A 12965-nucleotide genomic window follows, 5' to 3' on the forward strand; every position below is an offset into this window, starting at 1 on the left:
TGCATTTGCTGTCACACGCACCTTCTTATCTTAAGTGGCCTGTATTCTGTGTCAGTGTTCGAACTGAACACTGACACAGAATGACTCGGTGGGGGTCGAGCATGGCTGTACCCCTGGCGAGCTATAACACGTAGGGGGGGCACAGATGGCCAAAATCAGGGAAAAGATTCCCCGCACCATCCAGTGGTGGCGGCTGGTCGACGGTAGAAGTGGTGCGGCGGTCGAGGAAGTGGACTGGTTTAGCGTCCTGGGGAAGCTACACGGATCTCAGCATGTCTACTCTGTCGACGGACGCGAGCAGAGCGGTCTTATCCGCGCCCTTCCCGTGTCGAACGCGTGGCAGGAAAGTCTCGCGGTAAGTGATCTCGAAGACGGGATACTGGTACCAGACGACACCACCACTTACGGCATTGTCCTCGCGGGCGGCAAGGACTTCGTCCCCAACCAGCTGAACACCGAAAGCGGGGATCAGCAGCCGCTGGGTTTGGCTGGCGACGGATGGGAACCCGTAGACAACCTGTTTGTTTGGTTCGCGCCGTTTGGCAACATCTTCGGGGTTATGGCCGAGTCTGTGTCAGCAGCAAGGGCGAGGACATTCGCGGAGTGGCTGACCCTGACGATGGAAGGCGCGGGCATGCTGGATCCAGACGATCCGGAATTCTCGTGGGCCGTGCATCCAGTCATCGACAAGCAGCAGGCAAACAGGCTGAGGACAGCCACTGGCCTGCGTTCGATGGCCTTCGCGGGTCTGTTCGGCAACAACGTCCGCGACGCATCCGGTCTCGCCCGCATCTTTGGACGTCCGCAGGCTGCGGTCGGTGCACTTCGTATCGAAATCAAGGTCAGCCGTGTTGCAGGCCAGAGCGCACCGGGCGATGAAGAGGCAATTCTTGATTGGTTCTCACGGGAATTCGGGGATCTGGAGGGCTCAGTCCAGAAAGCCCAAGTTACGATCGCTCAAGATCAGGGTGCAGACGTCCCGGCCGACGAGATTGACCTCCTGCACCACCGGCTGACGAGAAAGGTGAAGGTCGCCCTCGCGCCGGGTGCAACAAGATCCTTCGAAGCCTCTACGGCAATCAGCGAGATTGTCAGTGCGTTCTGTAACGATAGAAAAGATCTAGTTCGACTGAGGTCCAAGATCGAATAGAAGCGAGAGGGGCAGAACTGATGACTAGCAATGAAGTTCCGGCAGCCGAGACCAAGAGCCTTGTCATCCTGCTCCTCGCCATCCTTGTCGCAGTCGGAGCAGGTGGTGCTCTGCTGGTTGTCTTCTTTCTGGAGGGCATAACTGTTGCCGGCATACAAACGGGCCTGACGAACGTGGCTCAGGTAAGTGGTGTGGCAAGTGGGCTCTCTCTGACTGGAACGGCCGTGCTTTCGCTGAAGGGCCAAATGCTGCAAGAGATCGTGGACGACTATGGCGGTTTTCTAAGGGCCGTTCTGTTTGGGGGATACGGCCTAATGGTCATCGGCGCGATCGCCTGTGCCCTGTTTTCTGCACGGCCCGAGCACCCTGCTGCAATGTGGGTGATGGCGTACACCGGAGCCGTTACTGCAGCGGGTCTACTCGTCACGGCCTTCATGATCAACGGACTGTTCTCCAAGCAGGGGCGTGAAAGCAAGGCGAAGGTGACGCGAAGCCCCGTGAAGCTCTGATGTTCTGTTGGGGATTTGTGGGGGAAGAGGCGTTTGCTGGGGACAAAAGGTGACTAAGAGAGCGGCTTGCATCCGGGGAAATCACTGGATGCAAGCCGCCCTAGGCCACTTCTGACAACTGGTGCCCACTCGGCTGTGACAACTGTAAATCAGCTGGCAACGCCTACGGGGGTTCGAATCCCTCATCTGCCACCCAAGCAAAGGGCTCTACTTCCTAGCAATAGCAAGGAAGTAGAGCCCTTTGTCATTTCCCGGGCATGGTGTGTGGGCGCCTTGTGAGCGCGACTGCTCGTGAAACAGGCCACAAGCCACCACATGCGGCTTGCTTCGTGAGGATGCGTTACGGCTGCTGGTCGGTGGCCTTGGGTACGTCCTCCAGCACGGATCGGTCAAAGAAGCGGACCTCGCCCGTTGCCTGGAAGAACACCGGAACTACAGAAGTGCTCGGGTCTTTGGACGTTTCGTATATCTCGGGCGCGCTCCCGTGTTTTCGCGCAATGGTTCCAACCATGTCGGTGCCGCGAACTCTGACGGTTCGATACTTGTAGCTGATGTGAACCCCTCCTAGTGAGTTGAGTCACACGTTACTCCACGATGGCAGGCCAGGGGCCCGTTGTCGGAATTTGCGCCCAGGCGACGGCGCCCGCCCTTCACCACAAGAACCCCTGAATTTCCAGGGGCGGCCTCTGACCTGCGACGCAATGAGGATTCATTCCCTCATCTGCGACCTTCCCGGTTCTCTCCACCGAGATTCGCGTGCCATTGAGTGGCCCGGGCCGGCGTGGCCCGGGTCAGTCCCAAGGAGAGGCAGAATAGGCAACACGAAGACTGGCTCACCACGAATCACGCAGAGGACTTCCATTGGGGACAGAGACAACACTGCCAGGCTCCAAAAGGCCTGACGATAACGAAGTACTCCGCCACGGCAGTGGCGTCATCTCCGCTAACGCCCAAAAAGCCCAGCAGGACAACTATCTCGTCCAACTCTTGGACCCGCTGCGACACAACCTGCTGTCACGCACCCGACCCATGCCCTCCGGTAAGTGCTTCCTCCGTCGCACATCAAAGTACAAGTACTGGATGGGCTACCAGCTGGATCCGCTGCGGTGGATGGTCCATACGTTCAGTAACTCCCCAAACGCTGACGGCGGCGCCGAGGCACGGCAACTCGTGCAGTTGAACAATTTCGCCGCCTACCGCGCGAGCCTGTATACGAACTGGGACGAGGCGGGCTGGACGTGGAACGGTGCGAGCTGGGAAGACTCCGCACCGTTGGCCGGGCGCCGGGCCGCGACCCGCAGCGAGTACGCCCGATTCACCTTGCCGTTGGGCAGCCGTGCCGCCCTTCTGCGCTTCACCGCGCACTCGTCGAACGGGATTGCCGAAGTCCGAATGGTGGATGATCTGGGCGCCACCCATACACCGTTTGATCTGCTGTCGGGAAGGGCGATGCTGGAGGCCAGGCTGGTCACGCAGGGCGATATCGACGCGGAGAACATCAGATCCAGCGCCTATTACGTAAACCAGCACACATACGGCGCAAGCTCCGTCACGGACGTGGTCCTGTCCACAAACCTCGACGCTCAGCGGACCTACACCGTAACCGTTCTGGGGACTGGCGTGCAGAGGGCCGGTTCCATCCCCATTAATCTGGTTGGCAGTTCGTCGGCCGAGGTGGAATTTTCGGGGTGCGCAGCAACCCGGGCAGCAGTGTCGAAGGGGGCAGGCGGTACCCCGGCCCAGGGCAACGCATACTTCCGACTGACTGTTACGGATAGTGCCGCCGGCATCCACAACCAGCGGGTGGATATTACGCCGCGCATAACAGTCATTCCCGGTGTGGCGTACACGATGTCTGCCTATCTTCGGGCGGCTGGAATTGTTGGGGTATCCCTGCAGATGGTTTTTTTCGACTCCGGCGGCGCGGTAGTCGGCAACAGCTCCTACTCGCCCACCATCACCGGATCCACCTTTGTCCGCACCTCGGTAACTGCAACACCCCCGGCCGGGACAGTCAGCATGCTTCTCCGTATCGGCAATACGAACGCTACTGACGTCGGTAGCACCATGGACTTTTACGGTGTGATGCTCGACCAGTCGGACACATTGCGCTCCTGCCCTGAAGGGGCGCCGGGGCCCCACATGACGGTAGCTGCCATCGGCCGCGACCACCCGACCCCGAACAGTCAGACGACGTGGGTCCTTGATGAGCAGCTGGGCGGCTCTGGAACTCGTGACCCGTCAGCTTGGGAATACGCCTTGGGCGTTGACATTGGCGGGACGGACTCCTACATCGGCAACCAACACGGTTACGACCGCCCAACGTCATGGACGGTCTACGCCGATGCCAAGACTCTCACGCCGCCCGTTGGCTCTATTTACACCTCGAACGGGTTCACGATCGAGCGGCTGTCGGATTTGTACCACCCTGGCAGCGCGAGCAAGGTCGGAACCGCGCGCGTCGTCTACAGCATGAGCGCAGCGGGAGGATTGCACGTGGACCGAAAGATCACCTGGGTCACCGACGGCTGGTACTACAACCCGTACATGGTGATGTGGCCGACCACGCTCGAACGCGTGTCCTGGGTGGGGGCCAACCAGACCTGGACCGCAGACCAGAACATCGGCAAGGCGCCTGCCGGCCAACTCGGCAAGCTCCCGTACCAGTTGTGCTACGCCTGGAACGCGGCCGGGAACTATGTTGCTCTGTGCGACTCGGGGCTCGAGGGCTTCCGCTCGTTCGCCTGGGGGACAGCCTACGCGTACTACGAGGACCGCAGTGCAACCCTGAAGAAGCTCTACGTCGCGCCGATCACGGACGGTGTTCGTCGACGTTTCGTAGCGGGCGACACCATGCAGGCTGCCAGCACCTATGCAGCCGGCAGGGTATCCAGCCCGGAGGCCACGCTGAAACGTTAGCGTCCACGCTTTCTTGGCCTGCGGATCCGCGGACCTCCGAAACCCGTGGCTCAGTCGGTCGGCGCATTCGGGATCGTCACCGTTGTACCGGCGGGCGGAATCCATTCGCCGCCGGTGAGCAAGTCCAGATTGGCCATCCGCAGTGCATGGAGCGGGACGCCGTAGCGGCTCGCGATGCCCGAGGGGGTGTCCCCGGGGACCGTCCTGTACAGCAGGCGTCCCTGGCCGTCCTGCCCGGTGACGTGGCCGCCGGCCCCCAGCTGCGGGACGTCCACGCCTCGGAGATCGACCACCTGCCCAGCGGCAAGCGGCACCGGTTCATTGAAGCTCCTGAGGATCTCGGGCGTCATCCGGAAGTGGGCGGCGATGCCCTCCCAGGTGTCGCTGTCGGCGGCCGTATAGCGCATGGGCAGGAAGTAACCGTTCATCTCCGTTGTCCCCGGCAGGACCGCCGGAGACGGGGAGGCTGCCGGAGATGCAGGCACCGCGGCCGCCGGCCGCCCCGCCGCGGGTCCTCCGGACGCGTCCGCACCGGAACCGCACGCGGTCAGCAAACCGGCCAAGAATGCGGCAAGAATCGCAGCGGCGGGCACGAGACGACTGGCGCCGGGACCGTGACTCACGTTGGTGTCCTGTCATTCGGGGCCTCCCCCCGAGGCCCGCTGCCGCCGATTATTCCATACGTTTGATGAAACCTGTTTTCCGGTGGGCCCGTTGACCGGGTTAGGTATAGTGCCCGTCATGGACGATAAGGCGATCTTGCACCGTTACCTGAGCACTCGACGCGCCGACCTCCTCGGCAAGCTTGAGGGCCTGAGCGAGTACGACGTGCGCCGGCCGCTCACTCCGACCGGCACCAACCTGCTGGGCCTGGTCAAGCACGTGGCCAGCGTCGAATTCGGCTACTTTGGCGAGGTCTTCGGCCGGCCCGGCAGCCTGGAGCTGCCGTGGCTTGCCGACGATGCAGAGCCTGATGCCGACATGTGGGCTGCCCCCGGCGAGACACGGGAGCAGATCGTGGAGTTGCACCGGTTCGCTGCCGCGCACAGCGACGCCACGATCGATGACCTTGCCCTAGACGCGCCCGGCGTTGTGCCCTGGTGGCCGGACGAGCGCAAGCACGTGACCCTGCACCAGATCCTCGTCCACATGTGCGTCGAGACCGCCCACCACCTTGGCCACGCGGACATCCTGCGTGAGCTCATCGACGGGAGCGCCGGCCAACGCCCGGATGACCCGAACCTCTCGGCGCGCACCCCCGAAGGGTGGGCTGTTCACCGGGCCCGGATCGAAGCGGCCGCCGTGGCCGCCGAAGCCCTGGCGGCCAGCGATTGATTACCGGAAACACCCGGCTTTTCTGCAAGCCAAATCTCAGTTTTCCGGGCGGGGGCATCGTAGGGTTGTCGGGTTCGCTGTCGAAGAAGAAGGAGCTGACGTGAAGTCGTTTGCCTGTGGTGATGTGGTTCCCGGCTGTGAAGCCCGCTGGGTGTGCAGCACGGATGATGAAATTCTGGTCAATGTGGCAGCCCACGCTGCGACCGCCCACGGCCTGGAGGAGCTGCCGGCCGACGTCGTGCAGTCCGTCCACAGAGCCATCGTCCCAGTTAGTTGATTCACGCGGCAGGCGGCCTCCCGCCCGGCGCCGGGGCCGCCCCGGGCTGGAAAGAGCATCTGGCGGCCGCCTGCCGCGGCGAAGGCCTTTCCGCGGCTTACCAGCCCATTGTTGACACCGCCCGCGGCACAGTGGTGGGTTACGAAGCCCTGGCGCGATTTCCGGGTTTCGCGGAAAAGAACCCTGAAGCGTGGTTTGCCGCCGCACGCACCCACGGGCACGCGGCCGAGCTTGAGGCCGCAGCCTTGCGGGCAGCGCTCGCGGCGCGTCCCACGTTGCCGCCAAACTGCTTCCTGACGCTCAACGTCTCACCTGAACTGCTCCTGACGGAGAGCATCCGCGAGATCTGGCGCGATCAGGGAAACCTTGGCGGACTCGTGGTTGAGCTCACGGAGCAAACACCGATCGACTCCTATCTGGAGCTGGAACCTGACCTCAACCAGCTGCGCGCCGCAGGCGCCCTGATCGCCGTCGACGACGCCGGAGCCGGCTATGCGGGGCTCCGTCACCTCCTTGCCCTGCGGCCCTCGCTGATCAAGATTGACCGCGAGCTCATCCAGGACGTCGACCGCGACGAAGCCAAGCGCGCCCTGATCTCCATGCTCGGAACTTTTGCCAGCCGCGTCGATGCCTGGATCCTGGCCGAGGGCGTGGAACGGGTGGAAGAACTGGACGCCCTTGCCGCCCTCGGCGTTCCCCTGGTGCAGGGGTATTGCCTGGCCCGACCGGGGCCGGCGTGGGAAGCGCTGGACCTTGACATCGCCCACCGCCTGGCGTCAAGACCGCCCGTGACGCACCAAAGCATTATCCGCGACATCGTGGAACCGGCGACGACGGCCACGAGCGCGGCGACGGCGGCCGCCGCCTTTGACGGTAACCCTGCCCTGGAGTCGGTTGTGCTGATGGGGGAGTGCCGGCGGCCCGTCGCGGTGCTCGATCCCTCGGCGGCGGCGCTGGGGATGGTGAGCCCTGGCATGCGGGTCAACCTGGACACACCGCTCAGCGAGGCACTGGCGCGGTCCATGACGCGGACCCGGGACAGCCGCTTTGACCCCCTGCTCGTCACGGACAACGCAGGACGCTTTGCCGGCGTCGCCCGCATGGAACGGATGATCACGGCCCTCGCGGCGGCTGACACCTAGCCGTGCCCGGGGCAGGATGTGTCGGTAGCCCCGCCGTGCCCGCCGGCTCCCTATCCGTCCAGCAGCTGGTTCGTCGCGGGGTCCGGGGCACCGTCGTAGTAACGGTCCAGGACGTCGCGGAACACGGTCTCACCGGGGGCGGCCCGCAGGAACAAAGTCATGGACGAGTGCAGCTTCCGGGCATCGATGCCTCCAAAGATCTGCACCGCGGACCGTCCCTGTACGGCAGCCACAGCGGCGGCGACGTCCACGAGGCGCGGGCCCAGGACCGCGTGCCGGTAATAAGCCCGCGCCTCGTCCAGCGATGCGATCGCGTACCTGCGGGCGGTCTCGCTGTGGCCCAGCCCGGCGAGCTGGGGGAACACAAACCACATCCAGTGGCTCGCCTTCGTGCCGGACCTCAGCTCCGCCAGGGCATGCCCGTACGTTCCACCGGAGTCCTGGGCAGTTACGAACCGTTGAAGATCGTAGGGGTCTTCCATGCTCGCTAGGCTACGTCGCCGGGGTGCAACGCGACAGTCCGGCCGCTCGTGAAGGGGTCCTTCGGCCGGGGCGATAGGGTCCGGCCCCGGCGTATCGTGTCCGCTATGACGAGCGTCTTTGAGATGGCCGGGGTTGTGAAGCGGTTTGGGCCGGTGGTTGCCCTCAACGGGCTGGACTTTTCAGTCGAAGAGGGCGAGGTCCACGGTTTCCTGGGCCCCAACGGCTCAGGGAAGTCGACAACCATCCGTCTGCTGCTGGGCATGCTCCGCGCCAACGCGGGCTCCATCCGGGTCATGGGCTTTGACCCGTGGAGCGACGTCGCGCGCCTGCACCGGCGGCTGGCCTACGTCCCCGGGGATGTGGCGTTGTGGCCCAACCTGACCGGCGGTGAAGTGATCGATCTGCTCGGGCGGCTCCAGGGCGGTCAGGACGCGGCCCGGCGGGACCGGCTCCTGGAGGTATTCGACCTCGACCCGACGAAGAAGTCCCGGGCCTATTCCAAAGGCAACCGGCAGAAAGTGGCCCTGATCGCCGCGCTGGCCACCGACGCCGAGCTTTTCCTGCTGGACGAGCCCACCAGCGGCCTGGACCCGCTCATGGAGGACGCCTTCCGCCAATGTGTCCGGGAATTGCGGAATCAGGGCCGCACGGTCCTGCTCAGCAGCCACATCCTGAGTGAGGCCGAGGCGCTTTCGGACCGTGTCAGCATCATCCGTGAGGGCCGGGTGGTGGAGACCGGGCGGCTTGAGGAGCTCCGGCATCTCACCCGGACCTCCGTCACCGCCGACGTCGCGGCCGTACCGGCAGGTTTGGATGCCCTGCCGGGGGTCCACGACGTCGTCGTCACGAACCATCGGGTCAGCGCCCAGGTGGAACCGTCCGGCCTGGCCCCGCTGATGCGGGCCCTGACCGACGCCGGGCTCCTTGCGCTGACCAGCCAGCCGCCAACCCTCGAAGACCTTTTCCTGCGCCACTATGGCGCGGCGGTGCCCGCGGTTGCGGCCGGGGCGAGCAGCGGGCGGCCCGGTGATGCGTGAAACGTTGGCGGGCACGGGCGTCCTGATCCGGCTCGGACTCCGGCGCGACCGCTGGCTGCTGCCGGCATGGATCGCCGGATTCGCCGTCACGACCTATTCAACCGCCGCGGCCGGTGCCGAGCTGTACCCCGATGTAGGGAGCCGGGTCGAAGCCGCGACAGCCCTGAACGCCACGGCATCGCTAGTGGCACTATTCGGCAGGGTTTACGACCCCACGTCCCTGGGCGCGCTGTCCCTGATCAAGTACACGGCGTTCATGGCCGCCATCCTCGCCGTCCTCATGGTCTTCATCACCATCCGGCATACGCGCAGCGACGAAGAGTCCGGGCGGCTCGAGCTTCTCGGCGGCGGGCGTCTGGGACGCGACGCACCGCTCGCTGCCGCCCTCGCCATCAGCTTCGGTGCGAGCCTTGTCCTCGGGCTGGTCACGGCCGTGACGTTGGCCGCCGGCGGCCTTCCCGCCGCCGGCTCGCTCGCGTTCGGACTCGGCTGGGCCGCCACCGGCATGGCCTTCAGCGCCGTGGCCGGGGTGACCGCCCAGCTGACTGCCAGTGCGCGGGCCGCCACGGGACTGAGCCTCGGCGTCGTCGCGGTGACCTACGCGCTGCGCGCGGTGGGGGATCTCGCAGAGCCGGGGCCGTCAGCCTTGTCCTGGCTTTCGCCGATCGGCTGGAACCAGCAGATCCGGGCCTTTGCCGGAGACCGGTGGTGGGTGCTAGCCCTGCCGCTGGCACTCTGCGCAGCCCTCGTGCCGGTCGCGCTGGCCCTTCGTGCCCGCCGGGACCTCGGCTCGGGGCTGCGGGAGGAACGCCCCGGCCCGGCGCGCGGCTCACTCAACGGCGTCTGGGACCTCGCCGTGCGACTCCAGCTCCGTCTCCTTGCGGCGTGGGCCGTGGCATTCGTGGCGTTCGGTGTCGTGATCGGGTCGCTGGCCGGCAACGTCACGGACCTGCTGAGTTCCCCCAACGCCCAGGACCTGATCAGGATGCTGGGCGGAACCCAGGCCATGACGGACGCCTTCATCGCCGCAGAGATCAGCATCATGGGACTGCTTGCCGCTGCCTACGGGCTGTCCGCGGCCAACCGGCTCCGCGACGAGGAAACGGACGGCCACGTGGAGGCGCTGCTGGGCACGGCCACCACCCGGCCGCGGTGGGCCACAAGCCATTTCGCCTTCGCGCTCGCCGGCGTCGCCGTGCTCATGCTGCTGTCCGGATTGTCGGTCGGGGCCGGCGCCGCCATGGTCCTGTCCGACGGAAATCAGCTGGGGCGGATTGCGGTGGCCTCCGTCGCGCAGATCCCCGCGGCCTGGGTCATGACCTCAGTAGTCCTGGCCGTGTTCGGCTGGGCGCCCCGGCTCACCGGGACGGTCTGGGGACTGCTGCTGGTCTTCGTCGCCCTGGGCGAGTTTGGCGTCCTGTGGAACGCCCCGGAGTGGGTGATGGAGCTCTCCCCGTTCCGGCATTCACCACTGCTCCCCTTGGATTCCGACGCCGTCTGGCCCTTGCTGGGACTTACCGTGACCGCCGCGGCGCTCGCCGCGCTCGGCTACACCGGCTGGCGCCGCCGGGACCTGGCCCCATGAGCGGAACCGAACCGCCCCTGTTCCCCGCCCTGTTCCCCATACGGGGGCGGCGGTAGTATCAACTTCGAGAGCCGTTGGCGCACCTCAGAAACGACCGGGCGCCGCTCTCGGGCCGAGTCGGAGGGCGGATGCAGGACGCATACGGGCTATATACCCCGACCACATTGGTGGAAATCGGGCTCCTGCTGGCGACCTTTGTCCTCTGCTCCCTGATCGGCGTCGAGCGGCAGGTCCGGCAAAAGGTCGCGGGCTACCGCACCCACGTCCTGGTCGGCCTCGGATCGTGCACTTTCACTCTCATCTCTGCCTACGGGTTCTCCGCCGCTCTGGCCCCCGGGGCCACCATGGACCCGTCCCGCATTGCCGCCCAAATCGTCAGCGGCATCGGCTTCCTCGGCGCCGGCGTGATCTTCAAGGGACGGAACGTTGTCCGGGGCCTCACAACGGCCGCGAGCATCTGGGTCTCGGCGGCGGTCGGCATGGCGTGCGGTGCCGGGATGCTTTCCCTGGCCCTCTCACTGACCGCATTCCACCTCATCACCTTGTATGTGGTCTCTCCCGTGGTCAGGAAGATACCGACCACGGACGCCCACCGGGTCCTGCACCTTGGCTACGCCGACAACCAGGGCGTGCTCAGGCAGGTGCTGGAGATCGCCACCAACATGGGCTTCAGCTCGTCGATCCTGAGCACCAACAAATCGGGAACCGAACAAAATCCGATCGTCCTCATGGACATCCGCTTCCACGGGCACCTTCCGCTGCGGGAGCTCGTGCCCTATCTCCTGGACGTGCCCGGCGTGAAGAGCGTCACCGTCCGCGGCGCCGACGCGAACGAGGAGGACGATGATGCCAGCGCCTGAGAACCCGGCGCTACGAGACCCCCGGGTTGACGCGTTCATCGGGGCACTGCCGGACTGGCAGCAAGAGATCTGCCGCCAGGTGCGCGAACTTGTCCATGCCGCCGACCCGGCCGTCGCCGAGACCATCAAGCGCACCACTCAGCCCTACTTCGTCCTCGAGGGCAACATTTGCGCCCTCCTGGCGGCCAAGGACCACGTCAACGTCTTCCTCTACGACGGCGGAATCGTCCCGGACCCGGAGGGGATCATCACGGGCGGGCACGACAACAAGACCGCACGCACTATCGCTTTCCGCCAGGGTGAATCCATCCCCGGGCAGGCCCTCACCGCGATGTTCCGGCAGATCATCGCGGACAACCGGGCCGGCGGCTGGCGGAAACTCAAGCTCGGCGGGTGAAGCTGACCGTCGGGTCCGGCCAAGCCAACCGGGGCCGGAGCATGAAGACCATTCCCGCACTGCCGCTCCGTAGATTGAAGCCGTTCGGCATGACGGTTAGAGTCGCCGGATGACCGAGAACAGCATCGCTTTGACGGGCACAGTGCGGGTGCGGGTGCTGCACAGGTCCGACGCCGGTCGGATGGCCGAGGCCTACCTCCGGAACCGGGAGCACTTGGCGCCCTGGGAACCCGTGCGGGCCGAGGAATTTTTCACCGCCGACGGGCAGGCCGCCAGCATCGAGTCCAAACTCGGGTTGTTCATCGCCGGATCGGACGTCCCGTGGGTTCTCGTGGACGGTTCCCGCATCGTCGGGGTGATGAACCTCAGCGGGATTGTCCGCGGGCCGTTCCTCAGCGCCCACCTCGGCTACTGGGTGGACAAGGACATGACCGGTCAGGGGATTGGCTCGGCCGCCGTGGAATTCGCCGTCGGTGCCGCCCTTACCGAGCTCGGACTGCACCGGTTACAGGCCGCCACCCTCCCGCACAACGCCGCATCCCAGCGAATCCTGAAACGGGCCGGCTTCGAAGAAATCGGCCTGGCCCCCAGGTACCTCCGGATTGCCGGGGCCTGGCAGGACCACGTCCTCTTTCAGCGGATCCTGTTCTGATGACCGTCGTCCCGGGTGCACCCGCGTCCTTTGGTGCCCTGCACCATTGGCCTGGACCGAACTGTTTCCGGACAAATACCCGCACGCAGGCGGCCCCGGCCACTTCGCCGCCTACCTCGTGAACACGGACGGCTACGAAGTGGAGTTGATTGCGGCCGACTGATCGCGACGGTGCCCTACGGGTTGGTTGGCGGAGGCGCCTGCTCAGCCTTAAGTTCCTCGCCGTGGGCGATGATCGCGTAGATGATCAGCACGTCCATGGCGATGACGATGACGGACCACCACGGCTGCGCCGGAATGAGCATCAGTTGAACGACCGCGCTGAAGCCCGCAACGACAACACCAACGACTCGAGCCCACGTTGCACCGGAGAAGAGCGCGACGGCGGTGAGGATCAAGAGCACCCCGAGAGCTAGATTCCACCAGCCCCACCCCTTCGCGTCGAAGATGAACAGCGTGCCCGGGGTCGCCAAATAGTAGGTGTCAGGACCGGTGAGTGCGACGAGGCCTTGAAGGCCGCTGAAAACGCCGTTGATGATCAGAATGACTCCGGCGAAACGGACCCAACCGGTCCAGCCAGTCGAAGCAACAGGATGATGGGCAGTAGTCATAATGCCGA

At 65.2% G+C, this 12965-nt stretch carries 15 protein-coding genes and 1 pseudogene; 12 read left to right on the forward strand and 4 right to left on the reverse strand.

The window, feature by feature from the left end; genetic code table 11:
• Window positions 1-145 precede the first annotated feature (145 nt).
• Complete coding sequence (locus tag ACVWZ7_RS15565) at window positions 146-1150, forward strand: hypothetical protein (RefSeq protein ID WP_456508399.1); 1005 nt, start codon at window positions 146-148, stop codon at window positions 1148-1150.
• A 20-nt stretch (window positions 1151-1170) separates the two neighbouring features.
• Window positions 1171-1659: a hypothetical protein gene (locus tag ACVWZ7_RS15570; protein ID WP_456508400.1), complete on the forward strand. Its 489-nt coding sequence runs from the start codon at window positions 1171-1173 to the stop codon at window positions 1657-1659.
• Between the two features lie 340 nt (window positions 1660-1999).
• Here the strand turns inward: ACVWZ7_RS15570 and ACVWZ7_RS15575 are convergent, their stop codons facing one another.
• Window positions 2000-2170, reverse strand: a complete 171-nt coding sequence (locus tag ACVWZ7_RS15575; protein WP_456508401.1) for a hypothetical protein — start codon at window positions 2168-2170, stop codon at window positions 2000-2002.
• 569 nt (window positions 2171-2739) lie between these two features.
• On the opposite strand from ACVWZ7_RS15575, the gene ACVWZ7_RS15580 reads away from it, so the two are divergent.
• Window positions 2740-4578, forward strand: coding sequence for a hypothetical protein (locus tag ACVWZ7_RS15580; RefSeq protein ID WP_456508402.1), 1839 nt, complete (start codon window positions 2740-2742; stop codon window positions 4576-4578).
• A 50-nt stretch (window positions 4579-4628) separates the two neighbouring features.
• Here ACVWZ7_RS15580 and ACVWZ7_RS15585 read toward each other — a convergent pair whose 3' ends face one another.
• Window positions 4629-5006 carry a LysM peptidoglycan-binding domain-containing protein gene (locus tag ACVWZ7_RS15585; RefSeq protein ID WP_456508403.1) on the reverse strand — a complete coding sequence of 126 codons (378 nt, stop codon included), beginning with the start codon at window positions 5004-5006 and terminating at the stop codon, window positions 4629-4631.
• Window positions 5007-5319: 313 nt separating this feature from the next.
• Between ACVWZ7_RS15585 and ACVWZ7_RS15590 the strand changes: the two genes are divergently transcribed.
• The 3 genes from ACVWZ7_RS15590 to ACVWZ7_RS15600 all read left to right on the forward strand — a co-directional run bounded on the left by ACVWZ7_RS15590 (window position 5320) and on the right by ACVWZ7_RS15600 (window position 7332).
• Window positions 5320-5913 (forward strand): DinB family protein, encoded by a 594-nt coding sequence (locus ACVWZ7_RS15590; protein WP_116765178.1) that lies wholly within the window; start codon window positions 5320-5322, stop codon window positions 5911-5913.
• A 100-nt stretch (window positions 5914-6013) separates the two neighbouring features.
• Window positions 6014-6190: a DUF1059 domain-containing protein gene (locus ACVWZ7_RS15595; RefSeq protein WP_116765177.1), complete on the forward strand. Its 177-nt coding sequence runs from the start codon at window positions 6014-6016 to the stop codon at window positions 6188-6190.
• Entirely contained in the window at window positions 6187-7332 is a 1146-nt protein-coding gene (locus tag ACVWZ7_RS15600) for an EAL domain-containing protein (RefSeq protein WP_456508404.1), read from the forward strand. The genes ACVWZ7_RS15595 and ACVWZ7_RS15600 overlap by 4 nt, the downstream gene beginning before the upstream one ends.
• A 50-nt stretch (window positions 7333-7382) precedes the next feature.
• Here ACVWZ7_RS15600 and ACVWZ7_RS15605 read toward each other — a convergent pair whose 3' ends face one another.
• A complete protein-coding gene (locus ACVWZ7_RS15605; RefSeq protein WP_456508405.1) occupies window positions 7383-7814 on the reverse strand; it encodes a DUF1810 domain-containing protein in 432 nt (143 codons plus the stop codon).
• Between the two features lie 105 nt (window positions 7815-7919).
• Between ACVWZ7_RS15605 and ACVWZ7_RS15610 the strand changes: the two genes are divergently transcribed.
• The 6 genes and pseudogenes from ACVWZ7_RS15610 to ACVWZ7_RS15635 form a co-directional block, all read left to right on the forward strand.
• Complete coding sequence (locus tag ACVWZ7_RS15610) at window positions 7920-8852, forward strand: ATP-binding cassette domain-containing protein (RefSeq protein WP_456508406.1); 933 nt, start codon at window positions 7920-7922, stop codon at window positions 8850-8852.
• A complete protein-coding gene (locus tag ACVWZ7_RS15615; RefSeq protein WP_456508407.1) occupies window positions 8845-10437 on the forward strand; it encodes an ABC transporter permease in 1593 nt (530 codons plus the stop codon). Before ACVWZ7_RS15610 ends, ACVWZ7_RS15615 begins: the two co-directional genes overlap by 8 nt.
• A gap of 128 nt (window positions 10438-10565) precedes the next feature.
• Entirely contained in the window at window positions 10566-11297 is a 732-nt protein-coding gene (locus ACVWZ7_RS15620; protein WP_344361962.1) for an MgtC/SapB family protein, read from the forward strand.
• Entirely contained in the window at window positions 11281-11694 is a 414-nt protein-coding gene (locus tag ACVWZ7_RS15625) for a DUF1801 domain-containing protein (protein ID WP_456508408.1), read from the forward strand. Before ACVWZ7_RS15620 ends, ACVWZ7_RS15625 begins: the two co-directional genes overlap by 17 nt.
• Before the next feature lie 109 nt (window positions 11695-11803).
• A complete protein-coding gene (locus ACVWZ7_RS15630) occupies window positions 11804-12346 on the forward strand; it encodes a GNAT family N-acetyltransferase (protein ID WP_116765171.1) in 543 nt (180 codons plus the stop codon).
• 52 nt (window positions 12347-12398) lie between these two features.
• Window positions 12399-12509 (forward strand): annotated as a pseudogene (locus tag ACVWZ7_RS15635) (VOC family protein); the annotation flags it as partial.
• 13 nt (window positions 12510-12522) lie between these two features.
• Here ACVWZ7_RS15635 and ACVWZ7_RS15640 read toward each other — a convergent pair.
• Complete coding sequence (locus tag ACVWZ7_RS15640; protein WP_237563235.1) at window positions 12523-12957, reverse strand: DUF7144 family membrane protein; 435 nt, start codon at window positions 12955-12957, stop codon at window positions 12523-12525.
• Between the last annotated feature and the right edge of the window lie 8 nt (window positions 12958-12965).

This window comes from Arthrobacter sp. TE12232, from assembly GCF_054062615.1.

Bases quoted from the DNA above. Each gene is read 5' to 3' on its own strand.
- ACVWZ7_RS15580 (WP_456508402.1), top strand. From the start codon at position 2,740: ATGGGCTACCAGCTGGATCCGCTGCGGTGGATGGTCCATACGTTCAGT.
- ACVWZ7_RS15590 (WP_116765178.1), top strand. From the start codon at position 5,320: ATGGACGATAAGGCGATCTTGCACCGTTACCTGAGCACTCGACGCGCC.
- ACVWZ7_RS15585 (WP_456508403.1), bottom strand. From the start codon at position 5,006: ATGAACGGTTACTTCCTGCCCATGCGCTATACGGCCGCCGACAGCGAC.
- ACVWZ7_RS15625 (WP_456508408.1), top strand. From the start codon at position 11,281: ATGATGCCAGCGCCTGAGAACCCGGCGCTACGAGACCCCCGGGTTGAC.
- ACVWZ7_RS15615 (WP_456508407.1), top strand. From the start codon at position 8,845: ATGCGTGAAACGTTGGCGGGCACGGGCGTCCTGATCCGGCTCGGACTC.
- ACVWZ7_RS15610 (WP_456508406.1), top strand. From the start codon at position 7,920: ATGACGAGCGTCTTTGAGATGGCCGGGGTTGTGAAGCGGTTTGGGCCG.
- ACVWZ7_RS15630 (WP_116765171.1), top strand. From the start codon at position 11,804: ATGACCGAGAACAGCATCGCTTTGACGGGCACAGTGCGGGTGCGGGTG.
- ACVWZ7_RS15570 (WP_456508400.1), top strand. From the start codon at position 1,171: ATGACTAGCAATGAAGTTCCGGCAGCCGAGACCAAGAGCCTTGTCATC.
- ACVWZ7_RS15605 (WP_456508405.1), bottom strand. From the start codon at position 7,814: ATGGAAGACCCCTACGATCTTCAACGGTTCGTAACTGCCCAGGACTCC.
- ACVWZ7_RS15620 (WP_344361962.1), top strand. From the start codon at position 10,566: ATGCAGGACGCATACGGGCTATATACCCCGACCACATTGGTGGAAATC.
- ACVWZ7_RS15575 (WP_456508401.1), bottom strand. From the start codon at position 2,170: ATGGTTGGAACCATTGCGCGAAAACACGGGAGCGCGCCCGAGATATAC.
- ACVWZ7_RS15640 (WP_237563235.1), bottom strand. From the start codon at position 12,957: ATGACTACTGCCCATCATCCTGTTGCTTCGACTGGCTGGACCGGTTGG.
- ACVWZ7_RS15565 (WP_456508399.1), top strand. From the start codon at position 146: ATGGCCAAAATCAGGGAAAAGATTCCCCGCACCATCCAGTGGTGGCGG.